This is a genomic window from Rhodococcus huquni (genome assembly GCF_055231055.1).
In genome coordinates, this window is the sequence record NZ_JBUYWE010000004.1 from 119,145 (window position 1) to 144,324 (window position 25,180).

The window sequence follows — 25,180 nt, forward strand, 5'->3', positions numbered from 1 at the left end:
TTCCATCGTGCGCCTCACGCGTGAGCGTAGGCAACAGGCGATCAGAACAGGGGGCCGCCGCCGAACGGATCGCGATGAGACGGAGGCTGGTTGCCGGCGTGATCGGTGATCCCGTATTCGACTGCGAGTTCCGCGGTCACGTAGGTGTGCCCACTACGTTCGTTCAGCGCGGGATCGTCGAACAGAGCGGCGATCACCCGGCCGATGAACTCCGGGCTCTCCGCATCGGCGACAGGGAATCCGGCGATGGTCTCGAGTCCGCTGGCGACCAACTTCTCGGTGCGCACGATTCCGGGCCACAGTGAGACGGCGTTCACGCCGTGGCGCGCCAACTCGGCGCCCATATCGCTCGCCATCTTGTCCAGGCCGGCCTTCGACATCCCGTACAGCACGGAGTGCAGGTGCCCCCGGGTGCCGAACGAGGAGATGTTGGCGATCAGACCGGATCGCCGGGGGACCATGAGTCGAGCGGCCTCCACGGATGCGACGTAGTGGGCGCGCAGGCCGACGTCGATCAACGAATCCCAGTCGGAGAGCGGGCGTTCCCAGAACGGTGTGTCGAATCCGCCGAACCCGCGCGGAGCGGCCCACACGTTGTTGACGAGGAGGTCGAGGCGCCCGTGCCGGTCGTTCTCGATGGTGCGGAACAGAGCTGCCACGTCCTCGTCGACCCGGTGATCGCACGCGACTGCGATACCGCGCCCGCCGAGTTCGGTGATCTCGTTCGCGCAGGCGCGCAATCGTGAATCGTCGGTGAGGGGGCCGCGACCGGTGACGTACACCGTCCAACCATCGGAGCCCAGCGCGCGGGCGACACCCTTTCCGACTCCTCGGCCGGCTCCCGTGACGAGTGCGACGCGGTTGTTCGAGTCGGCTGATGCGGTCATGGATCCTCGCTCTGTCGCAGTGACGTACCGACTACGACACTAGAACGTGTTTCAATCTCGGGTATCGCCGGGGAGTGATCAGGGCTGTCCGGGGAAGGCGAGGGTCCACGGGTCGGCGCCGAGGACCGACCGCCACAGTGCGGCGCGGACCGCCACTCCCGCGAGGGTGTCGACAGCGAAGGTGCGAGTCTCCTCGGTTTCGGCGTTCTCGACTACGCTTCGCCACGCCACGGACGTGTCGAACTCCGTCTGGGCGGCGAGCTGAGCTGCCGACGGCGGATCCACCACCGGGAACGGCGTCGAGTACGCAGCCGCGGCAGGGGCTGCCGCGAAACCGGCCGCCGTCAACGCGTCGACGAGGGCGTCCCGTAGGGCGCGATGGGCTGCCAGGTCTGCGTTCACCTGACCGGAGCGGGTGGGGTTCGCGTACGCGGCGATCACGCCGTAGGCGTAGATCGCGGCATGCTCGGTCGCCAGAGCGGCGGACAGGCTGGACTGTTCTGACGCAGTGGGGGTGATCACGGGAGCAATACCACCACATGCGTGCCGCACGCGGCCGCGATGGAGGCGCACAGACCGGCGCGGAAACCGCTGAGCGAGCGGGCGAGTCCGGCTGCGTCGCGTTGGGATTCGGAGAGTCTGGTCCGCAGTGTGTCCAGGTCCGGAGGTGGAACAGGCTGTGCGGGTGCGGACGACGTCGCGGTCGCTGTCGTCGGCGCCGACCCGTCGGCGTAAGTTCCTGCTGCCCTGGCGATCTCGGCATCCAAAGCGTTCGCGTGCTCGCCCCGCTGCGCACTGATCGTGGTGAGTGCGCCCGCACGGTCGGGGAGCAAGGCTATTGCGGCGGCAGCATTCTCGGAATCGCGGCGGGCCAGTTCGGCTGCCGACGTGAGGCGGTCGATCTCCACGGCGTCGTCTTCGTCGTCGGAACAACCGGCCAGCGTGGTGACCGCGAACGCACCCACCGCCGTTGCGGATGCAAGCCTCAGCGCGGACCTTCGCGTCAGAACGGTGGAGTGGGCAGGGTTGGGCACGGGTCCATCGTGCCAGGTGTGAGTGCGATGACGAGAATCGAAGCCCCGGGGTGGTCACGGCTCCGTGAAACGGGCGTTAGGCTTAGGTGTTCGAAGAGAACGGCCGATCGTCGTCGCCGAGTAGGTGCGCGGCAGTCGGCCGCCGCCCGATGACAACCGAAAAGAGGAGCGTCTCGAGATGCCGGTTCCGTCCAATGAAAGAGTGACCGAACTCGTCTCCGACCTGGTGCAACGCCGTGGTTTCGATCTCGAGGACGTCGTGATCACCTCGGCAGGCAAGCACAGTGCGGTGCGGGTGGTGGTCGACAGTGACGCGGGCCTCGAACTCGATCAGGCGGCCGAACTGAGCCGCGAGATCTCGGCTGCGTTCGACGACGTGTCCGATTTCGGTGAGTCCCCGTACAACCTCGAGGTGACCTCTCCGGGGGTGGATCGTCCGCTGACCCTGCCGAGGCACTGGCGTCGTGCGCGAGGAAGGAAGGCGACATTCGACCTCGGGAGCGAGAAGATCGAAGGTCGTATCGGACGATTGAACGAGAGCACGCTGGACGTGGTGGTCGCCGGCGCGAAATCGGGCCCGGCCGTGCGCGAGATTCCCCTGGGCGATATCCGCAGCGCGGTCGTACAGGTGGAGTTCTCGAAGCCGAACGCCCTGGAAATGGAGCTCGCGGGAGGCGTTCCCGAGGGGCGAGTAGCACCCGCCGAACCGACGCTGTCGGTCGACGGAGAAGAAGAATCGGAAGGGCTGGACAAGTGAATATCGACATCGCGGCATTGCGTGCGATCGAGGCCGACAAGGGCATATCGATCGAGACGGTCATCGCCACCATTCAGAGTGCGCTGTTGACCGCCTACCGGCACACGGAAGGCCATCAGCCCCACGCACGTATCGACGTGAACGCCAAGAGCGGTGTGGTGCGAGTGATGGCGCACGAGACCGATGCCGAAGGCAGCATGGTCGGCGAGGAGTGGGACGACACCCCCGAGGGCTTCGGACGAATCGCCGCGACCACCGCGCGGCAGGTCATCCTGCAGCGGTTGCGGGATGCCGAACACGAGCGCAGCTTCGGTGAGTACGTCACTCACGAGGGTGAGATCGTCGGCGGGGTCATCCAGCGCGACACCCGCGCCAACTCGCGCGGCATGGTCGTGGTTCGGATCGGCAGCGATGCCAACGGCGCCGAAGGTCTGATCCCGCCCGCAGAGCAGGTTCCCGGAGAGACCTACGAGCATGGCGAGCGGCTCAAGTGCTACGTCGTGGGGGTCTCGCGCGGTGCGCGGGGGCCGCAGATCACCTTGTCGCGAACTCACCCCAACCTGGTGCGCAAGCTGTTCGCTCTCGAGGTTCCCGAGATCGCCGACGGTTCGGTGGAGATTCTCGCGGTTGCGCGCGAGTCGGGCCACCGGTCGAAGATCGCCGTGCAATCGCGCGTATCGGGCCTCAATGCGAAGGGCGCGTGCATCGGTCCGATGGGGCAGCGGGTCCGGAACGTCATGAGTGAGCTCGCGGGCGAAAAGATCGACATCATCGATTTCGACGACGACCCCGCCAAGTTCGTCGGCAACGCACTGTCGCCGTCGAAAGTGGTGTCGGTCACTGTCGTGGATCCCGAACTTCGGGCCGCGAGGGTCGTCGTACCCGATTTTCAGCTGTCGCTCGCCATCGGCAAGGAGGGGCAAAATGCCCGCCTCGCTGCACGGTTGACGGGGTGGCGCATCGACATCCGTAGTGACGCGGCCGACGTCACCGAGGCCTCCGGCGACCCCGGCGTGAACAGTGCATAAACGAGGAATGCGGAGAACCGGGGCAGACAGCGGTAGAGTGATCAATGGTTCAGCATGAGCTACCCGCTTCCGCGCGTGTCGGCACCGATTTTCCGGTGCGTACCTGCGTCGGTTGCAGGCAGCGAGCGCAGACCGTCGATCTGTTGAGGATCGTGGTCGGCGAGCACGCCCCCGAGGGTGCGGTGCTCGTCCCCGATCCGCGGCACAGACTTCCCGGGCGCGGTGCTTGGTTGCACCTCGATCGCGAATGTCTGGACCTGGCAGAGCGACGCCGAGCATTTGGCAGAGCACTGCGAGTGTCCGGGAAACTGGATACGTCAGCGGTCGATCGCATGATCGACCCTCTCGAGAAGAACAGGCACAAGCACTCATGAGCACACCGTGAAGCACCAGCGATGAACGTCCATCGGAGATAACCCGAGGTCGTGCGGGACCCCCGTTTTCGGGGAGCCTCCTGCTCGACCTCACCAGTGAGGAGAGCAGTGGCAGGCAAGGCCCGCGTGCACGAGTTGGCAAAAGAACTCGGTGTCACAAGTAAGGAACTACTCGCAACGCTCAAGGAGCAGGGCGAGTTCGTGAAGTCGGCGTCTTCGACGGTCGAAGCACCCGTCGCACGGCGTGTTCGGGAGTCGTTCCCGTCTGCGCAGCCGAAGAGCGAGGGCGAATCCGCGCCTCGCACCGAGGCCAAGCCCGGCGGAGCGAAGGAACCCAGCGCTACTACAGCGAAACCGGGCAGCGCGCCCAAGCCCGGCGCACCGCGTCCCGGTCCCAAGCCCGCAACACCGGCCGCAAGCCCAGCAGCCCCGGAAGCAGTCACTCCGGAGGCGGCAGCGCCGCAGGCACCCACAGCGCCTCCCGCTGCAGCACCGGGCCCGAAGCCGGGTCGTCCGGCTCCGGCGGCACCCGCCCCGGCAGCCCCCGCTGCCAGTGCTACTCCGGCAGCTCCCGCTGCAGGCGCGACCCCGGCGGCTCCGTCGACCGGTGCGAAGCCGGGTGGACCGCGTCCGGGACCGAAGCCCCCGCGCGTCGGTAACAACCCGTTCTCGTCCGCTCCGGCCGAGCGACCCGCTCCGCGTCCCGCCCCCGGCGGTCCGCGACCCGGCGCACCCCGCCCCGCTCCCGGTCAGGGCGGTCCCCGTCCGGCTCCGGGTCAGGGTGGCCCGCGTCCGGCTCCCGGTCAGGGCGGTCCCCGTCCGGCTCCGGGTCAGGGCGGTCCCCGTCCGGCTCCCGGTCAGGGTGGCCCTCGTCCCAGCCCGGGATCGATGCCGGCCCGTCCCAACCCCGGCGCAATGCCTGCACGGTCCGCACGTCCGGCACCGGGCGGTCGTCCCGGTCGTCCGGGTGGCGCACCGGGCGGTCGTCCCGGTGGCGGCGGCGGTGGCTACCGCGGCGGTGGCCCCGGCGCACCTGCCGGCGGCCCTCCGGCCGGCGGATTCCGTGGTCGTCCCGGTGGTGGTCGTCCCGGTCAGCGTGGCGCCGCAGCCGGTGCCTTCGGTCGTCCGGGCGGTGCCCCGCGTCGTGGCCGCAAGTCGAAGCGTCAGAAGCGCCAGGAATACGATTCGATGCAGGCGCCCGCCGTCGGCGGCGTGCGGTTGCCACGTGGCAACGGCGAGACCATCCGTCTCGCTCGCGGCGCATCACTGTCCGACTTCGCGGAGAAGCTGGACGCGAACCCGGCCGCATTGGTGCAGGCACTCTTCAATCTCGGCGAGATGGTGACGGCAACTCAGTCGGTCAACGACGAGACGCTGGAACTGCTCGGCAGCGAGATGAACTACGTCGTGCAGGTCGTCAGCCCGGAGGACGAGGATCGTGAGCTGCTCGACAGCTTCGACCTCACCTACGGCGAGGACGAAGGCGGCGAAGAAGACCTCGCGTCGCGGCCCCCGGTGGTCACCGTCATGGGTCACGTCGACCACGGTAAGACTCGCCTGCTCGACTCGATCCGCAAGGCCAACGTCCGTGAGGCGGAGGCCGGCGGCATCACGCAGCACATCGGTGCCTACCAGGTGCTGACGGAGCTCGAAGGTTCCGAGCGTCTCGTGACCTTCATCGACACCCCCGGTCACGAGGCCTTCACGGCCATGCGTGCCCGTGGTGCCAAGGCGACCGACCTCGCGGTCCTTGTTGTCGCAGCCGACGACGGCGTCATGCCGCAGACGGTGGAAGCGATCAACCACGCCCAGGCGGCCGACGTGCCGATCGTGGTCGCGGTCAACAAGATCGACAAGGAAGGCGCGAACCCGGAGAAGATTCGACAGCAGCTCACCGAATACGGGCTGGTTGCCGAGTCGTACGGCGGCGACACCATGTTCGTCGACATCTCGGCGAAGCAGGGCACCAATATCGACGCACTGCTCGAAGCTGTGTTGTTGACGGCGGATGCCGCGCTGGATTTGCGGGCCAACCCGGACATGGATGCTCAGGGTGTCGCCATCGAGGCTCACCTCGACCGTGGTCGTGGTCCCGTCGCCACCGTGCTCATTCAGCGCGGAACGCTGCGGGTCGGTGACTCGATCGTCGCCGGTGACGCCTACGGTCGCGTGCGACGGATGGTGGACGAGCACGGCGCGGACGTCCACGAGGCACTGCCTTCGCGGCCCGTTCAGGTGGTCGGTTTCACGTCGGTCCCCGGTGCAGGCGACAACCTGCTCGTGGTCGACGAGGACCGCATCGCACGTCAGATCGCCGACAAGCGGAACGCACGCAAGCGCAACGCCTTGGCCGCGAAGAGCCGCAAGCGGATCAGCCTCGACGATCTGGATGCAGCACTCAAGGAGACGTCGCAGCTCAACCTCATCCTCAAGGGTGACAACTCGGGCACCGTGGAGGCGCTGGAAGAGGCGCTGCACGGCATCGAGATCGATCCCGAGGTGCAGTTGCGGGTCATCGACCGCGGTGTCGGTGGCGTCACGGAGACCAACGTCAACCTGGCGGCGGCTTCCAACGCGATCATCATCGGCTTCAACGTCCGTGCCGAAGGCAAGGCGACGGAGCTGGCGAACCGCGAGGGTGTCGACATTCGGTACTACTCGGTGATCTACCAGGCCATCGACGAGGTCGAGAAGGCGCTCAAGGGCATGCTCAAGCCGATCTACGAAGAGGTCGATCTGGGCAAGGCGGAGATCCGTGCGATGTTCCGTTCGTCCAAGGTCGGCAACATCGCCGGTTGCTTGGTCACCTCGGGTATCGTGCGGCGCAATGCCAAGGCCCGGTTGTTGCGTGACAACCGCGTGGTTGCCGAGACGATCACCATCTCCTCGCTCAAGCGTGAGAAGGACGACGCCGTCGAGGTTCGCGAGGGTTACGAGTGTGGTCTGACCGTCACCTACGCCGATATCAAGGTGGGTGACGTCATCGAGGCGTACGAGCTTCGCGAGAAGCCGCGCGACTAGATTCGGTCCGCCCGCAGGGCAGCATCAGTCGTCCGCTCTCCCGGTTCACGTCGAACCGGGGGAGCGGACGTCGCGCGAAGGAGGAATGTTGTACGTCGGGGCACTCGAGCTGGACATCCTGCTCGGAGATGTGCGGTCGCTGAAGGAAAAGCGAGCTTCGGTCAAACCCGTGCTCGCAGCACTGCGGCGTTACGGGGTTTCGGCCGCCGAAACCGGGGAGCTCGATCGATTCCGTCGTTCGATGCTCGGTGTGACGATGGCGAGTTCCGCCGTGGATCACGTGCACGAGGTGCTGGACACGTGCGAGCGGCACGTGGCCGAGTTGCCGGAGCTTCAGCTTCTGGCAGTGCGTCGACGCATTTTCGGTCCGGAGGACTGACAGCTGCGCTCCGTGCGTGAGCGGCGCGGAGCCGCCGATAGTGTGCAAGGCTCGAAACAGGAAACAGGCCGGTTCGGTGACGGGCCAGGGAGAGGAGACTGAAGGTCATGGTGGATCCCGCCCGGGCACGAAAGCTCGCAAAACGTATCGGAACGATCGTCGCCACCGCGATCGATCACGAAATCAAGGATCCGCGGCTGGCGTTCGTCACGATCACCGACACCAAGGTGACGGCAGATCTGCACGACGCCACCGTGTACTACACGGTCATGGGTGCGGACCTCGATACCGAGCCCGACCTGGAGTCGGCCGCTGCGGGTCTGGAGAAGGCCAAGGGGGTGCTGCGTTCGAAGGTGGGCGCCGGCACCGGGGTGCGCTTCACTCCGACCCTGACGTTCGTAGCCGACACGGTTCCGGACACAGCCCGGCACATGGAGGAACTTCTGGCGCGGGCACGCGCGGCCGACGACGAGGTCGCCCGAGCCGCAGCCGCCGCGAAACCTGCCGGCGAAGCGGACCCGTACAAAGAGCCGCGAGACCAGGGATCGGACGAATCGGTGCCCGATTCACCCGAGTCTCACTGATCCGGCGCCGAGGTGACCATGACCCCTGCCGTGGAACGAACTCCGGCGGCCGATCTGTCCGAACTCGATACGCTCGAGATGTGCAAGGCGCGTGTCGTCTCGGTTCTCGAGAACGCGACCTCGGTGACGGTGCTGTGCCACGTACAGCCTGATGCCGACACGATCGGCAGTGGCCTCGCGCTCGGCATGGTGCTCGAACGCAAGGGCATACCGGTTCAGGTCGCATTCGGTTCCCCCGACGAGCTGCCGGAATCTATGCGTGAGCTGCCAGGCAAGCATCTGCTGGTCGCGGCAGATCGCTTGCAGCGAGAGGTCGACCTGCTGGTCACCGTCGACTGCGGGAGCGCAGGTCGACTCGGCCGCCTTGCCGACCGCGTGGACTCGGCGCGTGAAGTGCTCGTCATCGATCATCACAGGTCGAACACGCGGTTCGGGTCGATCAATCTGATCGACGAGCGGGCCGAGTCGACCACCGCGGTCCTCGCGACGTTGTTCGATCTGTGGGGCATCGAGATCGACGAAGACCTGGCGCACTGCCTCTACGCCGGACTGGTCACGGACACGGGTTCGTTCCGCTGGGTTCGGCCCGGGACGCACACCCTTGCCGAACGCCTGTTGGCGACCGGGATCGACGGCTCGAGGATCGCTCGGCGGCTATTGGACACGCATCCGTTCGGGTGGTTGCCCATGCTGTCGTCCGTCCTCGCGTCGGCGACGCTCGTGCAGGAAGCCGCCGAGGGACGCGGGCTCGTGTACGCCGTCATCAGACGCAGTGATGTCGGAGGTCTTCGTTCCGAGGAGATCGAGAGCGTCATCGACATCGTGCGGACCACTGCCGAGGCGGAGGTGGCCGCCGTACTCAAGGAAGCGGCCGACGGAACGTGGGCGGTGTCATTGCGCTCGAAGTACGACGTCGACGTGTCCGCTGTCGCCGGCCTACTCGGCGGTGGGGGACACCGGTTCGCAGCAGGCTACACCGCGGAGACCAGTTGGGAAGACGTCGTCGCCGTCCTGCTCGAGACCCTCGGGTGAGACTTGGGGTCGGATACGTCCGGTAGTGACAAGGTGCGTGCGCACGACGAGACGGACGACGTCCCCTCGTCGCGCATCTTCGGACTCGCCTTTCCTGCGCTGGGCGTTCTTGCCGCAGAACCGCTCTATCTGCTGTTCGACATCGCCGTGGTCGGACGCCTCGGGGCGCTGGCGCTCGCGGGCCTTGCCGTGGGCGGCCTGGTCCTCGCCCAGCTGAGTACCCAGCTCACCTTCCTGTCCTACGGGACCACCGCGCGCGCCGCCCGGTTACACGGTGCCGGTGACGAGCGGGCAGCGGTACGTGAGGGCGTGCAGGCGACCTGGTTGGCCTGGGGCGTGGGAGCGATCGTGATCGTCGTGGTCCAACTGTGTGCGGGCCCCGTGACTTCGGTGATCGCCGGCGGGTCGGACATCGCTGCGGCCGCGGAGAGTTGGTTGCGCATCGCGGTGTTCGGCACTCCGCTGATTCTGACCGGGATGGCCGGGAACGGATGGATGCGCGGTGTCCAGGACACGATGCGACCGCTTCGGTTCGTGATCGCGGGCCTGGTCGTGTCCGCTGTTGCGTGCCCAGCGCTGGTCCATGGGCTTGTCGGTGCGCCTCGCATGGAGCTCGAGGGTTCGGCGGTTGCCAACGTCTTGGGGCAGTCGGTGTCGGCGGCCCTGTTCGTCGGCGCGCTGGTACGTGAACGGGTCCCGCTCACGCCGAGTTGGTCCGTGATGCGCGCGCAGATGCTGCTCGGTAGGGACCTCATCATGCGGAGTCTCGCGTTTCAGGCGTGCTTCCTGTCGGCAGCCGCCGTCGCGGCGCGGTTCGGGGCAGCGTCGGTTGCGGCGCACCAAGTGGTACTGCAGCTCTGGAACCTCGTGACCTTGACCCTGGATTCGCTTGCCATCGCCGCCCAGACGCTCGTGGGTGCAGCGCTGGGTGCCGGTCGAATCGGCGGGGCCAGGCGTCTGTCGCGACGCGTCACCCTGTGGTCCGCGATCTTCGCGCTGGGACTGGCTGTCGTGTTCGCACTCGGTCACACCCTGATTCCCGGACTGTTCACGACGGATGCCGACGTTCTGGACGAGATGGCCGTCGCATGGTGGTTCTTCGTCGCCGTCATGCCGATCGCCGGCGTGGTGTTCGCACTGGACGGAGTGCTGCTCGGCGCCGGGGACGTCGCGTTCCTGCGCAACGCGACGCTGATGTGTGCGCTCGTCGGGTTTCTGCCGCTGATCTGGTTGTCGATGGTGCAGGGTTGGGGTCTCGCGGGAATCTGGTCGGGGCTTACGGTGTTCATAGTTCTGCGGATGCTCGCGGTGGTCTGGCGTGTCGGCTCCGGCCGCTGGGCAGTGTCGGGTGCGGACCTTCAGGTGAAGGCCGACGACGAACGGTGAGTGGGAAGGGGAGCGGTAGGTGGCAGCCAAACTGATGGCGGTGAGCGACATCCACGTCGGTCATCGTGGTAATCGTCCGATCACCGAGGACCTGTATCCGGACAGCCCGGACGACTGGTTGATCGTGGCGGGGGACGTGTCGGAGAAGACCGACGACATCCGCTGGGCGCTGAAGACGTTGCGCGAGCGCTTCGCGAAGGTCATCTGGGTGCCCGGAAACCACGAACTGTGGACCACGGCCAAAGACCCCGTGCAGATCTACGGGGCCGCACGGTACGAGTACCTCGTCGACCTGTGCCGCGAACTCGACGTGATCACCCCGGAGGATCCCTATCCGGTGTGGGAGGCAGAAGACGGCCCGGTCACCATCGTGCCGATGTTCCTCCTGTACGACTACAGCTTCCTGCCGGAGGGCGCTGTCACCAAGACCCAGGGCTTGGCGATCGCGCGGGACAAGAACGTCGTGGCCACCGACGAGTTCCTGCTGTCGAGCGAGCCGTTCGCCACCCGCGATGCCTGGTGTCGTAGTCGGATCGAGCTGACCGCACAGCGTCTGGACGCACTGCCGCCCGGGACCCGCACGATTCTGATCAACCATTTCCCGCTGGTGCGCGAGCCGACGCATGTGCTCTGGTATCCGGAATTCGCACTTTGGTGCGGAACGGATCTCACGGCGGACTGGCACATCCGCTACAACGCGGTGTGCGCGGTCTACGGACACCTGCACATCCCACGCACCACCTACTACGACGGTGTTCGGTTCGAGGAAGTCTCGGTGGGCTATCCGCGCGAGTGGAAGAAGCGTGGGCTGCCCGAGAATGTGCTCCGTCAGATCCTGCCGGTGCCCGAGTATCCACCCGGGACTCTCAACAAATGGGGCGGCCACTTCCAGGTCACGCCCGAACAGGAAGCGGAAGTGGAGAAGATGCGAGCGGGGCGGCGGTCGTGATCGAGCGGATTCTCCCGACCGGTGTCGCGTCGGCCGAACTGTACGAGGACCCGCCCGGCCTTGCGCCCCACCCCCGAGAGGAAGCGCTGATCGGCAGGGCGGTGGAGAAGCGTCGGCGTGAGTTCACCACGGCGAGGCACTGTGCACGGCTCGCGATGACTCGGCTGGGTGTGGAGCAGGGGCCCGTCCTGCGTGGCGAGCGCGGTTCTCCGATCTGGCCACGTGGTGTCGTCGGGAGCCTCACTCACTGTGACGGCTATCGAGGTGCGGTGCTCGGGTATTCGATGCAGGTGCGGTCGCTGGGCATCGATGCGGAACCGAACGCCCCGTTGCCGGACGGCGTGCTGCCTGCCGTGAGTCTCGAGCAGGAACGGGAGTGGCTTGCCGGCACCGGTACGGACCGGGGAGTGCACTGGGATCGCCTGCTGTTCTGCGCCAAGGAGGCCACGTACAAGGCGTGGTTTCCACTGACCCAGCGGTGGTTGGGGTTCGAGGACGCGCACATCACCATTCAGGAGGGAGCGGACGGAACCTCGGGAACGTTCCGGTCGGATCTGCTCGTCTCCGGTGAGACGGTGGACGGCCCGCCGTTGGCCTCGTTCGACGGACGATGGCTGACCGCGGACGGACTGATTCTCACGGCGATTTCGGTGGTGTGATCGGTCCTGGCAGAATCGTCAGACGTGCCTCCACATGAAAAGCCTTCGTCCGGACTGGTCGGTGCCGGTCTTCTCGTCGTGGACAAGGACGCCGGGATCACCAGCCACGATGTCGTCGCCCGGTGTCGGAAACTGTTGAACACCCGCAAGGTGGGGCACGCGGGAACCCTGGATCCGATGGCGACCGGTGTTCTGGTGCTCGGGATCGAGCGGGCGACCAAGATGCTCGGACTTCTCGCCCTGACCACGAAGGCGTACACCGCGACCATTCGCCTCGGCGCGTCCACGACGACCGACGACGCGGAGGGCGAGACCGTCGAATCCCATGATGCGGCGCATCTGACGGATGCGGAGGTCGGTTCGCACATTGCGACTCTGACCGGAGACATCTCGCAGGTCCCGTCCAGCGTGAGTGCGATCAAGGTCGACGGTCAGCGCGCGCACGCCCTCGTTCGCGCCGGTGAAGAGGTCGAACTGGAAGCGCGTTCGGTGACCGTGGACCGCTTCGAGGTGACGGCGAGGCGGACGTCGGGCACGTTCGTGGACCTGGACGTCGAGGTGGACTGCTCTTCGGGCACCTACGTTCGCGCGTTGGCGCGCGATCTCGGGCGGGCGCTCGGTGTGGGCGGACACCTGACGGTGTTGCGTCGCACTCGGGTGGGTCCGTTCACACTCGATCACGCTCTGACACTGGACGAACTGGCCGAGAACCCCGCGGTCAGTCTCGACATAGATGCTGCCGCGCAGACTGCGTTTCCGCACCGCCACATCGATGCCGACGAGGCCGAATCGATCAGCCAGGGGCGATGGCTGACGACCATCGGAATCAAGGGCGTGTATGCGGCGATCGATCCGAGCGGTCACACCATCGCACTTCTCCAGGAGCGAGGGCGCCGGGCGAGTTCGGTGATGGTGGTGCGTCCGGCCACGCTGCGCTGAGCCGAATCAGACCAGCCAGATCGCCTGTGCAGCAGGATTTCCCAACTCGATTGCGTCGCTCTCAGCGCTCGCATCGAGTCGAACCGACACGGTGCCGGCGAAATCGCGGCGTTCGAGCACGGTGACCTGGACGTCGAGGGCCACGCCCACCGAGTCGAAGTAGCGCAACATTTCGGCATCGGAATCGGAGATTCGAGCGACCGTGCCGCATTCGCCTTTCGCGAAGTCGCTCAGCTGGCGAGCGGGAGGTGTGGGTATCGACCCGTCGACGGTCGGGATCGGGTCGCCGTGCGGATCACGCTCGGGGTGACCGAGTTTGGTGTCCATCCGCGACACCATCAGATCCGACACCGCGTGCTCGAGGATCTCCGCCTCGTCGTGAACTTCGTCCCAGCCGTAGCCGAGTTCCTGGACCAGGTACGTCTCGATGAGGCGGTGACGGCGCACCATGCCGATGGCGGCGGTACGGCCGGCATCGGTGAGGGCGATCGATCCGTAGCGGGCATGATCGACCATGCCCTGGTCCGACAGTTTGCGGATAGCTTCCGACACGGTCGAGGCGGAGACCCCCATCCGCTCGGACAGCAGCTTCGTAGACACGCGTTCGTGGGACCACTCCTGGATGGTCCAGATCACCTTGAGATAGTCCTGCGCCACCGCGGACAGCGACACCTGTTCGGTCGTCTCGTCCGGGACGGCGTTCTGTTCCTTCTTGTTGCCCACCACGGAGTCGAGCTTAGGCAAACGCTGGGGCGCGTACACGGCAACACACGCGTGAGCACTCTCACCAGCAGGAAAGCGACCGCACGGCCGGACACGTCCACGGATGTGCCCACCGGAGATGAAGATCGACGCTCGGGGCCGTAGGCTGCCAGGCGTGCTGAGATGGCGTGGTCTCGACGAGGTTCCGGCCGACTGGGGTCGTTGTGTTCTCACGATCGGCGTATTCGACGGTGTGCACAGAGGGCACGCCCAGCTGATCTCGCGTGCGGTCGAGTCCGCGCGCAAGCGGGGGATCAAGAGTGTCCTCATGACATTCGATCCGCATCCGATGGAAGTCGTCCGCCCCGGGAGTCATCCCGCCCAGTTGACGACACTGGCACGTCGCGCGGAACTCGCTGAATCACTCGGTATCGACGTCTTCTGCGTCATGCCCTTCACCGCCGAGTTCATGAAGCTCACCCCCGAACGGTATGCGCACGAGATTCTCGTCGAGCGTCTGCACGTCGCCGAGGTGGTGGTGGGGGAGAACTTCACCTTCGGAAAGAAAGCAGCCGGCGACGTCTCCATGTTGCGCGAGATGGGTGAACGATTCGGGTTCGCCGTCGATGGTGTGACTCTGCTCGCGGAGCATGCGGTGACGTTCTCGTCCACCTACATCCGCGCGTGCGTCGATGCAGGGGACATGGCGGCCGCGACCGAGGCGCTGGGGCGTCCACACCGAGTCGAGGGTGTCGTCGTGCACGGAGACGGCCGTGGGCGTCAACTCGGATATCCGACGGCGAACGTCGCGCCCCCGATGTTCTCTGCGATTCCTGCAGACGGCGTGTATGCGGCCTGGTTCACCGTGCTCGGCCCTGGCGCCGACCTGGGGACAGTTGTGCAGGGCGAGCGCTACATGGCAGCCGTCTCCGTAGGCACCAACCCGACGTTCTCCGGACGTACGAGGACGGTCGAGGCCTTCGTGCTCGATCGCGAGGCCGACCTCTACGGACAGCACGTGGCGGTAGATCTCGTGGCACGGCTGCGCGGGATGGAGAAGTTCGACTCCGTGGACGACCTGGTGGTCGCCATGGGGCACGACGCGGACAACGCGCGCGAGATCCTCTCCTCCTCCGAGCCTGCGCGGTAAATTCGGTCACGTTCGGCCTGGTAGGCTGTTCCGTTGGTGTGGGCTGCGGTTCGCGGTGGCTCCGCCGAGATTCGATCCTTTTTGCGCGAACGTCATCACCAGGAGTGAAGCAAGTGGCACTGAGCACCGAAGAAAAGAAGCAGGTTCTGGGCGAGTACGGCCTGCACGAGACCGACACCGGTTCGCCGGAGGCGCAGGTGGCCATGCTCACCAAGCGCATCGTCGGACTCACCGAGCACCTCAAGACGCACAAGCACGACCACCACTCCCGCCGCGGCCTCCTGCTGCTGGTCGGACGTCGTCGTCGTCTGCTCAAGTACGTCCAGAAGGTCGACATCGCACGCTACCGTTCGCTCATCGAGCGCCTCGGCCTGCGTCGCTGACGTCGGACTATCCGTCGACACGGCCCGCCGTGTCGCGCGGCCGTCGAAGTGCCCGTTCACCATTCGGTGGGCGGGCATTTCGCATCTCGGTACCGAAGGTCGAGCGCCTGCGAGAATGCGCTGGGATTTACACCTGCGATGGTAGTGTTCACAGGGGTTCGTGGATGCGTGATTTCGCCTGCGCCCCGGGACGGGAGCCACAGGCACCGTCCGCTCGCTACGCAGGAGTCGAATCGTATCGGCTGGTCGGTCCTCGGTAGTGGTTGCCGGAAGGCAGCGAGCCCGCGCCCTCGGCGCGGATTTCATCGCTGTCCGGCAACTTCGATCGATGGCCGTCGCCGCGGATGAGGTTCGACACATCCCGCTCCGATGCGAGCCCCAGAAACAAAGACGACGAAGAGAAAAGACGAAGATGACAGAAAATTCTGCAGTAGAGGTCGACGAAGGCGTGTTCGAGTCGACCGCCGTGATCGACAACGGGAGCTTCGGCACCCGCACCATCCGATTCGAGACCGGACGCCTTGCACAGCAGGCCGCCGGAGCCGTTGTCGCCTACCTCGACGACGAGACGATGCTGCTGTCCGCCACCAGCGCGGGCAAGCACCCCAAGGACAACTTCGACTTCTTCCCCCTCACGGTGGACGTCGAGGAGCGCATGTACGCCGCGGGCCGGATCCCCGGCTCGTTCTTCCGTCGCGAGGGCCGCCCCTCGACCGACGCCATCCTCACCTGCCGCCTGATCGACCGGCCGCTGCGTCCGTCGTTCGTCGACGGTCTCCGCAACGAGATCCAGGTCGTCGTCACGGTGATGAGCCTGAACCCGCAGGATCTGTACGACGTGGTCGCGATCAACGCGGCTTCCGCTTCGACCCAGATCGCCGGCCTGCCGTTCTCCGGACCCGTCGGTGGTGTGCGCGTCGCGCTGATCACCTCGGAGGAGAACAAGAAGGGCCAGTGGGTCGCGTTCCCGACCGTCGAGCAGCTCGAGAATGCTGTGTTCGACATGGTCGTGGCCGGTCGCATCGTGTCCGGTTCCGGTGACAATGCCGATGTCGCGATCATGATGGTCGAGGCAGAGGCCACCGACAACGTGATCTCCCTGATCGACGGTGGCGCTCAGGCTCCGAACGAGGCCATCGTGGCCGAGGGCCTCGAGGCCGCCAAGCCGGCCATCGCTCGTCTGTGCACCGCACAGCAGCAGCTCGCCGAGAAGGCCTCGAAGCCCACCGGTGACTTCCCGCTGTTCCCCGCGTACCAGGACGACGTGTTCGCGGCTGTCGAGGCGGCTGCGTCCGAGAAGCTCAGCGCAGCGCTGACCATCGCGGGCAAGCAGGAGCGCGACGACAAGACCGACGAGGTCAAGGTCGAGGTGCTCGAGAAGGTCGCTCCCGATTTCGAGGGTCGCGAGAAGGAGATCGGTGCAGCGTTCCGTTCGCTGACCAAGAAGCTGGTTCGCCAGCGCATCCTGCGTGATCAGTTCCGTATCGACGGTCGCGGGATCACGGACATTCGTTCGCTGTCCGCCGAGGTCGCGGTCATCCCGCGTGCGCACGGCTCGGCTCTGTTCGAGCGTGGCGAGACCCAGATCCTGGGCGTCACCACTCTGGACATGGTCAAGATGGCGCAGCAGGTCGACTCGCTCGGTCCCGAGACCAGCAAGCGCTACATGCATCACTACAACTTCCCGCCGTACTCGACCGGTGAGACCGGTCGTGTCGGTTCGCCGAAGCGTCGCGAGATCGGCCACGGCGCCCTCGCAGAGCGCGCGCTGATGCCGGTGCTGCCCAGCGTCGAGGAGTTCCCCTACGCGATCCGCCAGGTGTCCGAGGCTCTGAGCTCCAACGGCTCGACCTCGATGGGCTCCGTCTGTGCGTCGACGTTGGGTCTGCTCAACGCCGGTGTTCCGCTGAAGGCTCCGGTTGCCGGCATCGCAATGGGCCTCGTCTCCGACCAGGTCGACGGCGAAACCCGTTACGTGGCACTGACCGACATCCTCGGCGCCGAAGATGCCTTCGGTGACATGGACTTCAAGGTCGCCGGTACCAAGGACTTCGTGACGGCTCTGCAGCTCGACACCAAGCTCGACGGCATCCCGTCGAAGGTGCTGGCCGGTGCGCTGTCGCAGGCCAAGGACGCACGTGCCACGATCCTCGAGGTCATGGCCGAGGCCATCGACGCTCCGGACGAGATGAGCCCGTACGCACCGCGCATCACCACCATCAAGGTCCCGATGGACAAGATCGGTGAGGTCATCGGCCCCAAGGGCAAGATGATCAACTCGATCACCGAGGAGACCGGCGCCAGCATCTCGATCGAAGATGACGGCACGGTGTTCGTCGGTGCAGCGGACGGCCCGTCCGCACAGGCCGCGATCGACAAGATCAACGCCATCGCCAACCCGCAGCTGCCGAAGGTCGGAGAGCGGTTCCTGGGCACGGTCGTGAAGACCACCGCCTTCGGTGCCTTCGTTTCTCTCCTGCCGGGCCGCGACGGCTTGGTCCACATCAGCAAGCTGGGTAACGGCAAGCGCATCGCCAAGGTCGAAGACGTGGTCAGCATCGGATCCAAGATCCGCGTCGAGATCGCCGACATCGACAACCGCGGCAAGATCTCGCTGGTCCCCGTCGAGGAGAACAGCGACAACGCAGCCGCAGCCGAGTCGGAGCCTGCTCAGGCCGACGCCGAGGCCTGATAGCGGCCCCGCCGCTGTGGCCTGATAGCGGCCACGCACGTAGAACGACAGCACCGCCCGCAGCCCTCTCGAGGGCTGCGGGCGGTGTCGTTGCTTCGCGTGTATCGTTCGGTTTTCCGGCATTCCGACCCAATGACACTCGAGGACCAGCTGACCGATTCATGGCAAAGAACGAGCGCAACACCGCGCGTAGTCGCACTGCGACCCTGATTCGCGCAACCCCGTCCGGAAGTCCGATCACGGGTGTTCGCCGCACCGTTCTTCCCAGCGGTCTGCGTATCGTCACCGAGCACGTGCCCGGCGTGCGATCCGCTTCGGTCGGAGTGTGGGTCGGTATCGGTTCGCGGGACGAGCAACCGCGCGTGGCCGGCGCCGCACATTTCCTCGAACACCTACTTTTCAAATCCACCCCTACTCGCTCCGCGCTCGACATCGCGCAGGTGATGGACGGGGTGGGCGGCGAGCTCAACGCCTTCACCACGAAGGAACAGACCTGCTATTACGCGCACGTTCTCGACGACGACCTACCTCTGGCATTGGATCTCGTCAGTGATGTCGTCCTCCGTGGACGTTGCCGGGCATCCGATGTGGACGTCGAGCGTCAGGTGGTTCTCGAAGAGATCGCGATGCGCGACGACGATCCCGAGGATCTGCTCGGAGACGACTTCTTGACGGCGATGTTCGGTGATCATCCGATCGGCCGTCCCGTGATCGGTTCGACCGAGTCGGTCGAATCGATGACTCGTGCGCAACTGCACTCCTTCCACGCCCGCCGATACACCCCGCAGCGCATGGTCGTGGCGGTTGCGGGCAACGTCGAGCACGAGCACGTCGTGGAACTGGCCGTGCGAGCATTCGCTGGCAAACTCGCCGAGCACGGCGAGCCCGCTCCGCGGCGCGAGGGCCGGATACGTATCGACACCCCGCCGACTCTCAGCGTCACCGAACGCGACAGCGAACAGGTGCACATCTCACTGGGAGTTCGAGCGTTCGGTAGGCACGAAGGCCATCGGTGGGCGCTCTCGGTGCTCGATGCCGCAGTCGGGGGAGGGCTGAGCTCGCGGCTGTTCCAGGAAGTCCGCGAAGCGCGCGGACTCGCGTACTCCGTCTACTCGGGTGTCGACACCTTCGCTGACACCGGCGCCTTCTCCGTGTATGCGGGATGCCAGCCGGAGAATCTGGGCGAGGTGGTCACGGTGGTTCGTGAGATCCTCGCGAACGTGGCCGCGGAGGGCATCACGGATGCCGAATGTGCCCGCGCGAAAGGCGCTTTGCGTGGTGCGTTGGTGCTCGGCCTCGAAGACTCCGGGTCCAGGATGAATCGTCTCGGACGAAGCGAACTCAACTACGGCAATCACCGCAGCATCTCCGACACACTCACCAGAATCGACGCGGTCACGACCGCGGAGGTGCGTGAAGTAGCCCGCATACTGTTGCAGAGGCCTTTCGGGGTAGCCGTGGTCGGTCCGTATCGGCGGGTTCGCGATCTGCCTGCTTCCGTGCGGGGGATCGTTCGATAGAGGAGGATCGTGCGATGAGAATTCGTGGTGCCGTACTCGAAGAAATCGGCCGGGCGCGTCCGTTCGCCCAGTCGCGACCGATTTCCATCGCCGAGCTCGAACTCGACGAGCCCGGCGACGGTGAGATTCTCGTACGAATAGAGGCGGCGGGTCTCTGTCATTCGGACCTCTCGGTCGTGGACGGAAACCGGGTGCGCCCGGTGCCGATGTTGCTCGGACACGAGTCTGCGGGAATCGTAGAGAAGGTCGGGGCGGGTGTCGACGACCTGACCGTCGGCCGGCGCGTGGTGATGACGTTCCTGCCTCGGTGCGGTGAATGCGATGGCTGCGCGACCGACGGCGTGATGCCGTGCAGCGCAGGGACGGCGTCCAACAACGCGGGAACCCTGCTCGGTGGAGGTTCACGGCTCCAGCGCGACGGCGAGAACGTCAACCACCACCTCGGAGTGTCCGGATTCGCCACGTATGCGGTCGTGGACCGCAAGTCGGTGGTTGCGGTCGGTGACGACGTTCCTCCTGAAGTGGCCGCGGTTCTGGGGTGTGCTGTTCTCACCGGCGGCGGGGCAATTCTCAACGCGGCGCGGCCACAACCTGGCGAGGCGATCATGGTGTTCGGACTCGGCGGGGTCGGGATGGCGGCAATTCTCACTGCCGTCTCGCTCGGCGGCGGGGACGTGATTGCAGTCGACACCATGAGCGAAAAGCTCGACGCGGCGCGCGAACTCGGCGCGACGGCCGCCTACACACCGGACGAGGTGAGCGAACACGGCGTGCGCGCGCCGATCGTGATCGAGGCGGCCGGAAACGCCCGAGCATTCGAATCGGCAGTCGCAGCGACGGCGCCCGGCGGCCGGACGATCACGGTGGGACTCCCGTCACCCGATGCGCGTTCGTCGATCTCGCCTTTGGCCCTCGTCGCCGAGGCCCGCACGATAATCGGTAGCTACCTGGGATCCGCGGTGCCGGCCCGGGATATCCCGATCTACGAGAACCTCTGGCGTTCCGGTGCGTTGCCCGTCGAAAAGCTGGTGTCGTCCACGATCGCATTGGACGACATCAATCGGGGAATGGACGAGCTCGCGGACGGACGCGCAATCCGTCAGGTCATTCTCTTCGACTGACCGACGGCATCCGGCTGGTGGCGCCGAATCCAATTTGCGTAGGCTTCTCTCGAATCGTTGTGACTGGACGGAGCGTGGAGAAGTGAGCGCAGAAGACGCGATCAAGGTCGGAGTTCTCGGAGCCGAGGGCAAGGTCGGCAAGGCGATGTGCGAGGCCGTCGAGCAGGCCCCCGACCTGGAACTCGTCGCGAAGGTGGACCACAACGACTCGTTGGAGTCGTTCGTGGAGTCGGGGACCGAGGTGGTCATCGACTTCACGCACCCCGATGTGGTCATGGGCAACCTCGAGTTCCTCGTGCGCAACGGCATCCACGCGGTTGTCGGCACCACCGGTTTCGACGACGCTCGGCTCGAGCAGGTTCGATCCTGGCTTGCCGACCAGCCGTCCGTCGGTGTTCTCATCGCCCCGAACTTCGCGATCGGCGCCGTGCTCTCCATGCGGTTCGCGGAAGCTGCCGCACGCTTCTTCGACTCCGTCGAGGTCATCGAGCTTCATCACCCCAACAAGGCAGATGCGCCGTCCGGCACCGCATATCGCACGGCCGGGCTCATTGCTGCCGCGCGAGACAAAGCCGGTGCCCCGCGCAGCCCCGACGCCACGACCTCAGAACTCGAGGGTGCGCGCGGCGCGGACGTGAACGGCGTGCGCGTGCATTCCGTTCGCCTCGCCGGGCTGATCGCACACCAGGAGATCCTGCTCGGGACTCAGGGCGAGACCCTCACGATCCGTCACGATTCGATGGACCGTAGCTCCTTCGCGCCCGGCGTACTGCTCGGCGTCCGTGAGATCGCCAAACGCCCCGGTCTGACCGTGGGACTCGATCCGTTCCTCGACCTGTGAACAACGAGGTGACCCGCAAGGTCGCATTGATCGCGTTCCTCGTGGCGGCACTCGGCGTGTACTTCGTGTTGCTGGGGCAGCGCGGCGTGAGCCTCATCCAGCACGGCGGCGTCGCGGCCGTCGGGTTGGGTATCGGAGTACTGATACTTCCGTTCCTGGGAGTCTGGATCGTCGTTGCGACGTTGCGCGCCGGCTTCGCTCACCAGCATCTGGCCAAGCGGATTCACGACGAAGGTCTCGAGTTGGATGTGTCGGATCTTCCGCGCAGGCCGTCCGGCCGCATCGACCGTGACGCTGCAGACGCGATGTTCGCGCAGGTGAAGTCGGAGTGGGAAGAGGACCCCGACAACTGGCGTAATTCCTACCGCTTGGCCAGGGCGTACGACCATGCGGGGGACAGGGGCCGCGCACGCGAGACGATGCGCCGGGCAGTGGAACTCGAACGAGTCGAACGTCAGGGCCAGTAGCCTGTAGGTGTGAAAACTCTGCTCCTGGTGCATCACACGCCGTCGCCTTACACACAGGCCATGTTCGAGGCTGTCGTGTCCGGTGCGACCGATCCAGAGATCGAGGGTGTCGAGGTCGTCCGTCGTGCGGCGCTCACGGTCTCGCCGGCCGAGATGCTCGAGGCCGACGGCTACCTCCTCGGCAGCCCGGCGAATCTCGGATACATCAGCGGCGCCCTCAAGCACGCGTTCGACTGCGCGTACTACCAGATCCTCGACTCGACCAAGGGTCGTCCGTTCGGGCTGTACCTGCACGGAAACGAGGGCACCGAAGGCGCGGAGAAGGCTGTCGACTCCATCACGACCGGACTCGGCTGGGAGAAGGCCGCCGGCTACGTCACGGTGTCGGGCAAGCCGGAGAAAGCAGACCTCGAAGCGTGCTGGGAACTGGGCGCGACGGTGGCCGCACAGCTGATGGAGTGAAGTCCGGGGCAACGCCGCCGGACTTCACTCGTCTACTTTTTCAGAGACTTTCGACGAACTTGGTGAGACCCTTGCTCGCCGTTTCGAGTGCGGACTTCTGAGCCTTCTTCACGAGGAATCCGGGAAGCGGAACCTTCGGATCGACGGTCAGCTCGAAGTGCACCTTCGTTCCGGAGCCCGACGGTGAGAGGACGTAGGAGCCTTCCTGCGAACTCTGCTGGGAGCTCTCCACCAAGGTCCACGAAACGGTGTCGTCGCCGGTGAACGTGTAGTCGACGACCTGGTCGTCGTTGATTCCGAGGATCGAGACCGACATGCGCACGCGGTTGGGGCGGCCGTCGTCGTGGGTGCTGAGAACCTCCACGGACTTGTGCGGACCCGACCATTCGGGGAGGCGTTCCACAGCAGCTATCGCGGCCATGACTGTTGCCGGATCGGCCTTGATCTCGAATTCTTTGTCGCCCGATACGGCCATCTCGATCGCTCCTTCGTACACATGACACATTCACCGTGTGGCTGATGTGACGCTATTACATCACTGTCGGAATGCTGCGTGTGCGGAGCCTGCGAGTCGGTTCAGAATTTGTCCATCCCGTTACGCCGCATCTGATCGCGCAGTGCTCCCTGCACAGCCTGCGACACCCAAGAGTTCAGGGAAACACCGTTCTGCGTTGCGGCCTCCTCGGCACGCTCCTTGATCTGTTCGACGAGTCGGAGCGTCACGCGACTCACGTCGCCGCTGAGGTCGTCGAAGGCGGTTTTGGTGTCGTAGGCGTCATGCGTGGCGTCGGTGGTGTCATCGTTGCCGTTCTCGGTGGTCGCGGTAGGCGTCTTCGTCACGTCGAGCACGACTTCTTCGCCGTCGAGGCGCACCGAGACCTGTCGGTCGCCCAGCGCCTCCGACACCTCACCGGCGAATTCGCCGAGTGCGGAGAGGAGGACGAGTTTGAGTGCGGGTGAAGTGGCAGCCGCCAGCGCCAGTGCGGTCTCGCGAGTCTTGTCGTCGCCGAGTGCCGCTGCGGCGCGCATATCCGCGTCGAGGCGGTCGGTGTACTTGTTCAGGTCCATGACGTCATGGTGACGTCATAAGTGACGTCAGTCAAGGGTGGGGTGACCGATAGGGGGTCAGGAGACGTTCCTTCAGTCGATCGACCTCGGACTCCGACAGGCCGAGCCCGCGGGATACGTACTCGTCGACGCTCCCGTACTTCCTGTCGACGGCGTCGAACGCGCCGTTCAACCAATCGGCGCTGACGCCGTTCAGTCCGGGGTTGGCAGGATCCGCGCCTCGGTAGGTGTTGCTGAGCAAGAAGTCCTCGGTGACGACTTCCCTCGGTACGCCGAGGACGCTCAGGATGACGGCGGTCGCCCATCCGGTGCGATCCTTACCCGCCGAGCAGTGGTAGAGGACTACGCCGTCGGAGGTCGCTACGTCATGCAGTACCGCGGCGAAAGCCTCGTTCGCTCCGGGCCCGTCGACGAATGCCCGATACGCGGCAGGCATGTCGACCAGAGTCGTCAGGGGCGAGCCGCCAAGCACGTCGTACCAGGCGGCCTGTGTACCTGCGGGTATGCGGTCGGGTGCGACGGTGCGCTCGTACACGGTGCGGAGATCGTCCACGTGGGTGACGCCGGCGGCCGACAATGTATTCAGATCCTGATCGGTGGCGTGGTCGAGTGAGCCCGTCCGGAACACGACTCCGGTGCGGACGGTCTCGCCGTCCGCCGTCTCGTAGCCCCCGATGTCGCGGGCGTTGGCCACGCCCGCGAGTCCGAGTGAATGATCGAGCTCCGTACGGGGCACGGCAGGTTGCTGTAGAGCCGGGCCGGCGGGCTGCTGAGCGAGTGCGACCGGGGCCGCGCCGAGGAGCGACGATCCGAATAGTCCTGCTGCCGCGAGCGTGGTGAGTGTTCGGGGGAGTGCGCGAGAGAATGCTGTCGCCATGACGGGAATGTTCCTGTCGCCGAAGGGGTCGGAAGGTGCCGGGTGAGCCGAGGTGATCGTCGCGGGGATAGTGTCGGAGCGCAAACGCTGGAGAAGGAGATCGAACCGTGCCACGATCGGTGTCGTTGAAGGTGCAACTGGTGGCCCGGACAGAGTTCACTCCACCCGACGACATTCCGTGGGAGACCGACGCGGATGGTGGCGAGGCCCTCGCCGAGTTCGCGGGGCGTGCCTGCTATCAGAGCTGGTCCAAGCCCAACCCGCGCACAGCTACCAACGAGGGCTACCTGCGGCACCTCCTCGAGGTCGGTCACGTGTCGGTCCTCGAGCACGCGAGCGTGAGCTTCTACATCAGCGGCATCTCGCGCTCGTGCACGCACGAACTCATTCGTCACCGCCACTTCTCGTACTCGCAGCTTTCGCAACGTTTCGTCCGAGAGGACGACGCGGACGTCGTGCCACCCCCTGCCATCGCGGGTGACCCCGAGCTCGAGGCGCTGTTCGCCGAGGCGACCGAGGCGAGCAGCGCGGCGTACTCGAAGCTCCTCGCAGCGCTCGAAGTCAAACTCGCCGACGTACCGAGTGCACCGTTGCGGAACAAGCAGGCTCGTCAGGCGGCGCGGTCGGTGCTGCCCAACGCCACGGAGACGCGCCTGGTGGTCACCGGCAACTATCGAGCATGGCGTCATTTCATCGCCATGCGGGCGACGGAACACGCCGATGTCGAGATTCGAGGAGTGGCGGTCGAATGTCTGCGCCAACTACGCGAGGTGGCCCCCAACGTGTTCGGCGACTTCGAGACGGTGGAACTCGGCGACGGCACTTCCGTGGCCAGAACTCCGTATTCACTCGACACGTGAGTGCCGTG

At 65.8% G+C, this 25,180-nt stretch carries 27 protein-coding genes; 20 read left to right on the forward strand and 7 right to left on the reverse strand.

Translation table 11 applies throughout. The features are described from left to right. Positions 1-41 precede the first annotated feature (41 nt). The 3 genes from ACZI8R_RS09795 to ACZI8R_RS09805 all read right to left on the reverse strand — a co-directional run bounded on the left by ACZI8R_RS09795 (position 42) and on the right by ACZI8R_RS09805 (position 1,921). Positions 42-887: an SDR family NAD(P)-dependent oxidoreductase gene (locus ACZI8R_RS09795; protein WP_463379407.1), complete on the reverse strand. Its 846-nt coding sequence runs from the start codon at positions 885-887 to the stop codon at positions 42-44. Between the two features lie 78 nt (positions 888-965). Then, the gene (locus ACZI8R_RS09800) at positions 966-1,409 is read right to left on the reverse strand and encodes a ferritin-like domain-containing protein (protein ID WP_463379408.1); all 444 of its coding nucleotides are present in this window, start codon (positions 1,407-1,409) and stop codon (positions 966-968) included. Further along, the gene (locus ACZI8R_RS09805; RefSeq protein ID WP_463379409.1) at positions 1,406-1,921 is read right to left on the reverse strand and encodes a hypothetical protein; all 516 of its coding nucleotides are present in this window, start codon (positions 1,919-1,921) and stop codon (positions 1,406-1,408) included. The genes ACZI8R_RS09800 and ACZI8R_RS09805 overlap by 4 nt, the downstream gene beginning before the upstream one ends. Before the next feature lie 178 nt (positions 1,922-2,099). On the opposite strand from ACZI8R_RS09805, the gene rimP reads away from it, so the two are divergent. From rimP to truB, 11 genes are all read left to right on the forward strand, one after another. Further along, on the forward strand, positions 2,100-2,678 hold the full coding sequence (rimP, locus tag ACZI8R_RS09810) for a ribosome maturation factor RimP (protein WP_463379410.1): 579 nt from the start codon (positions 2,100-2,102) through the stop codon (positions 2,676-2,678). After that, positions 2,675-3,706, forward strand: coding sequence for a transcription termination factor NusA (gene nusA, locus ACZI8R_RS09815; RefSeq protein ID WP_463379411.1), 1,032 nt, complete (start codon positions 2,675-2,677; stop codon positions 3,704-3,706). The genes rimP and nusA overlap by 4 nt, the downstream gene beginning before the upstream one ends. Positions 3,707-3,750: 44 nt before the next feature. Next, positions 3,751-4,080, forward strand: coding sequence for a YlxR family protein (locus ACZI8R_RS09820; protein WP_463379412.1), 330 nt, complete (start codon positions 3,751-3,753; stop codon positions 4,078-4,080). A 108-nt stretch (positions 4,081-4,188) separates the two neighbouring features. Continuing rightward, complete coding sequence (gene infB / locus ACZI8R_RS09825; protein ID WP_463379413.1) at positions 4,189-7,101, forward strand: translation initiation factor IF-2; 2,913 nt, start codon at positions 4,189-4,191, stop codon at positions 7,099-7,101. An 88-nt stretch (positions 7,102-7,189) separates the two neighbouring features. Beyond that, entirely contained in the window at positions 7,190-7,480 is a 291-nt protein-coding gene (locus tag ACZI8R_RS09830) for a DUF503 domain-containing protein (RefSeq protein WP_463379673.1), read from the forward strand. A gap of 107 nt (positions 7,481-7,587) precedes the next feature. Beyond that, complete coding sequence (gene rbfA, locus ACZI8R_RS09835) at positions 7,588-8,064, forward strand: 30S ribosome-binding factor RbfA (protein WP_463379414.1); 477 nt, start codon at positions 7,588-7,590, stop codon at positions 8,062-8,064. 18 nt (positions 8,065-8,082) lie between these two features. Further along, positions 8,083-9,096 carry a DHH family phosphoesterase gene (locus tag ACZI8R_RS09840; protein WP_463379415.1) on the forward strand — a complete coding sequence of 338 codons (1,014 nt, stop codon included), beginning with the start codon at positions 8,083-8,085 and terminating at the stop codon, positions 9,094-9,096. Between the two features lie 33 nt (positions 9,097-9,129). Next, positions 9,130-10,482 carry an MATE family efflux transporter gene (locus ACZI8R_RS09845; RefSeq protein WP_463379674.1) on the forward strand — a complete coding sequence of 451 codons (1,353 nt, stop codon included), beginning with the start codon at positions 9,130-9,132 and terminating at the stop codon, positions 10,480-10,482. A 19-nt stretch (positions 10,483-10,501) separates the two neighbouring features. Beyond that, positions 10,502-11,431, forward strand: coding sequence for a metallophosphoesterase family protein (locus ACZI8R_RS09850; RefSeq protein ID WP_463379416.1), 930 nt, complete (start codon positions 10,502-10,504; stop codon positions 11,429-11,431). Continuing rightward, on the forward strand, positions 11,428-12,090 hold the full coding sequence (gene npt, locus ACZI8R_RS09855; protein ID WP_463379417.1) for a 4'-phosphopantetheinyl transferase Npt: 663 nt from the start codon (positions 11,428-11,430) through the stop codon (positions 12,088-12,090). Before ACZI8R_RS09850 ends, npt begins: the two co-directional genes overlap by 4 nt. Positions 12,091-12,114: 24 nt before the next feature. Next, positions 12,115-13,029, forward strand: coding sequence for a tRNA pseudouridine(55) synthase TruB (truB, locus tag ACZI8R_RS09860; protein WP_463379418.1), 915 nt, complete (start codon positions 12,115-12,117; stop codon positions 13,027-13,029). A gap of 6 nt (positions 13,030-13,035) precedes the next feature. Here the strand turns inward: truB and ACZI8R_RS09865 are convergent, their stop codons facing one another. Then, positions 13,036-13,755, reverse strand: a complete 720-nt coding sequence (locus ACZI8R_RS09865; protein WP_463379419.1) for a metal-dependent transcriptional regulator — start codon at positions 13,753-13,755, stop codon at positions 13,036-13,038. A 151-nt stretch (positions 13,756-13,906) separates the two neighbouring features. Between ACZI8R_RS09865 and ACZI8R_RS09870 the strand changes: the two genes are divergently transcribed. From ACZI8R_RS09870 to ACZI8R_RS09905, 8 genes are all read left to right on the forward strand, one after another. Further along, positions 13,907-14,881, forward strand: a complete 975-nt coding sequence (locus tag ACZI8R_RS09870; RefSeq protein WP_463379420.1) for a bifunctional riboflavin kinase/FAD synthetase — start codon at positions 13,907-13,909, stop codon at positions 14,879-14,881. A 113-nt stretch (positions 14,882-14,994) separates the two neighbouring features. Then, positions 14,995-15,264 carry a 30S ribosomal protein S15 gene (gene rpsO / locus ACZI8R_RS09875; protein WP_463379421.1) on the forward strand — a complete coding sequence of 90 codons (270 nt, stop codon included), beginning with the start codon at positions 14,995-14,997 and terminating at the stop codon, positions 15,262-15,264. Positions 15,265-15,676: 412 nt separating this feature from the next. After that, positions 15,677-17,956: a polyribonucleotide nucleotidyltransferase gene (locus tag ACZI8R_RS09880; protein ID WP_463379422.1), complete on the forward strand. Its 2,280-nt coding sequence runs from the start codon at positions 15,677-15,679 to the stop codon at positions 17,954-17,956. A 161-nt stretch (positions 17,957-18,117) separates the two neighbouring features. Then, complete coding sequence (locus ACZI8R_RS09885; protein ID WP_463379423.1) at positions 18,118-19,476, forward strand: M16 family metallopeptidase; 1,359 nt, start codon at positions 18,118-18,120, stop codon at positions 19,474-19,476. A 14-nt stretch (positions 19,477-19,490) separates the two neighbouring features. Continuing rightward, the gene (locus ACZI8R_RS09890) at positions 19,491-20,597 is read left to right on the forward strand and encodes an alcohol dehydrogenase catalytic domain-containing protein (RefSeq protein ID WP_463379424.1); all 1,107 of its coding nucleotides are present in this window, start codon (positions 19,491-19,493) and stop codon (positions 20,595-20,597) included. Between the two features lie 82 nt (positions 20,598-20,679). Then, positions 20,680-21,438, forward strand: coding sequence for a 4-hydroxy-tetrahydrodipicolinate reductase (dapB, locus tag ACZI8R_RS09895; RefSeq protein WP_463379425.1), 759 nt, complete (start codon positions 20,680-20,682; stop codon positions 21,436-21,438). Then, on the forward strand, positions 21,435-21,905 hold the full coding sequence (locus ACZI8R_RS09900; RefSeq protein ID WP_463379426.1) for a hypothetical protein: 471 nt from the start codon (positions 21,435-21,437) through the stop codon (positions 21,903-21,905). Before dapB ends, ACZI8R_RS09900 begins: the two co-directional genes overlap by 4 nt. A gap of 60 nt (positions 21,906-21,965) precedes the next feature. Next, positions 21,966-22,367, forward strand: coding sequence for a flavodoxin family protein (locus ACZI8R_RS09905; RefSeq protein WP_463379675.1), 402 nt, complete (start codon positions 21,966-21,968; stop codon positions 22,365-22,367). Positions 22,368-22,407: 40 nt separating this feature from the next. Here the strand turns inward: ACZI8R_RS09905 and ACZI8R_RS09910 are convergent, their stop codons facing one another. From ACZI8R_RS09910 to ACZI8R_RS09920, 3 genes are all read right to left on the reverse strand, one after another. Beyond that, a complete protein-coding gene (locus tag ACZI8R_RS09910) occupies positions 22,408-22,842 on the reverse strand; it encodes an SRPBCC family protein (protein ID WP_463379427.1) in 435 nt (144 codons plus the stop codon). A 101-nt stretch (positions 22,843-22,943) separates the two neighbouring features. Next, complete coding sequence (locus ACZI8R_RS09915; protein ID WP_463379428.1) at positions 22,944-23,435, reverse strand: toxin-antitoxin system HicB family antitoxin; 492 nt, start codon at positions 23,433-23,435, stop codon at positions 22,944-22,946. A gap of 31 nt (positions 23,436-23,466) precedes the next feature. Beyond that, positions 23,467-24,312, reverse strand: a complete 846-nt coding sequence (locus ACZI8R_RS09920; RefSeq protein WP_463379429.1) for a tyrosine-protein phosphatase — start codon at positions 24,310-24,312, stop codon at positions 23,467-23,469. Between the two features lie 107 nt (positions 24,313-24,419). Here ACZI8R_RS09920 and thyX point away from each other — a divergent pair, with 107 nt between their 5' ends. Next, on the forward strand, positions 24,420-25,172 hold the full coding sequence (gene thyX / locus ACZI8R_RS09925) for an FAD-dependent thymidylate synthase (protein WP_463379430.1): 753 nt from the start codon (positions 24,420-24,422) through the stop codon (positions 25,170-25,172). The last annotated feature ends 8 nt before the right edge of the window (positions 25,173-25,180 follow it).

Coding starts and splice junctions, on each gene's coding strand:
- ACZI8R_RS09840 (WP_463379415.1), top strand. CDS start 8,083: ATGACCCCTGCCGTGGAACGAACTCCGGCGGCCGATCTGTCCGAACTC.
- ACZI8R_RS09890 (WP_463379424.1), top strand. CDS start 19,491: ATGAGAATTCGTGGTGCCGTACTCGAAGAAATCGGCCGGGCGCGTCCG.
- ACZI8R_RS09880 (WP_463379422.1), top strand. CDS start 15,677: ATGACAGAAAATTCTGCAGTAGAGGTCGACGAAGGCGTGTTCGAGTCG.
- ACZI8R_RS09905 (WP_463379675.1), top strand. CDS start 21,966: ATGTTCGAGGCTGTCGTGTCCGGTGCGACCGATCCAGAGATCGAGGGT.
- ACZI8R_RS09915 (WP_463379428.1), bottom strand. CDS start 23,435: ATGGACCTGAACAAGTACACCGACCGCCTCGACGCGGATATGCGCGCC.
- ACZI8R_RS09885 (WP_463379423.1), top strand. CDS start 18,118: ATGGCAAAGAACGAGCGCAACACCGCGCGTAGTCGCACTGCGACCCTG.
- ACZI8R_RS09820 (WP_463379412.1), top strand. CDS start 3,751: ATGGTTCAGCATGAGCTACCCGCTTCCGCGCGTGTCGGCACCGATTTT.
- ACZI8R_RS09795 (WP_463379407.1), bottom strand. CDS start 887: ATGACCGCATCAGCCGACTCGAACAACCGCGTCGCACTCGTCACGGGA.
- ACZI8R_RS09920 (WP_463379429.1), bottom strand. CDS start 24,312: ATGGCGACAGCATTCTCTCGCGCACTCCCCCGAACACTCACCACGCTC.
- ACZI8R_RS09910 (WP_463379427.1), bottom strand. CDS start 22,842: ATGGCCGTATCGGGCGACAAAGAATTCGAGATCAAGGCCGATCCGGCA.
- rimP (WP_463379410.1), top strand. CDS start 2,100: ATGCCGGTTCCGTCCAATGAAAGAGTGACCGAACTCGTCTCCGACCTG.
- rbfA (WP_463379414.1), top strand. CDS start 7,588: ATGGTGGATCCCGCCCGGGCACGAAAGCTCGCAAAACGTATCGGAACG.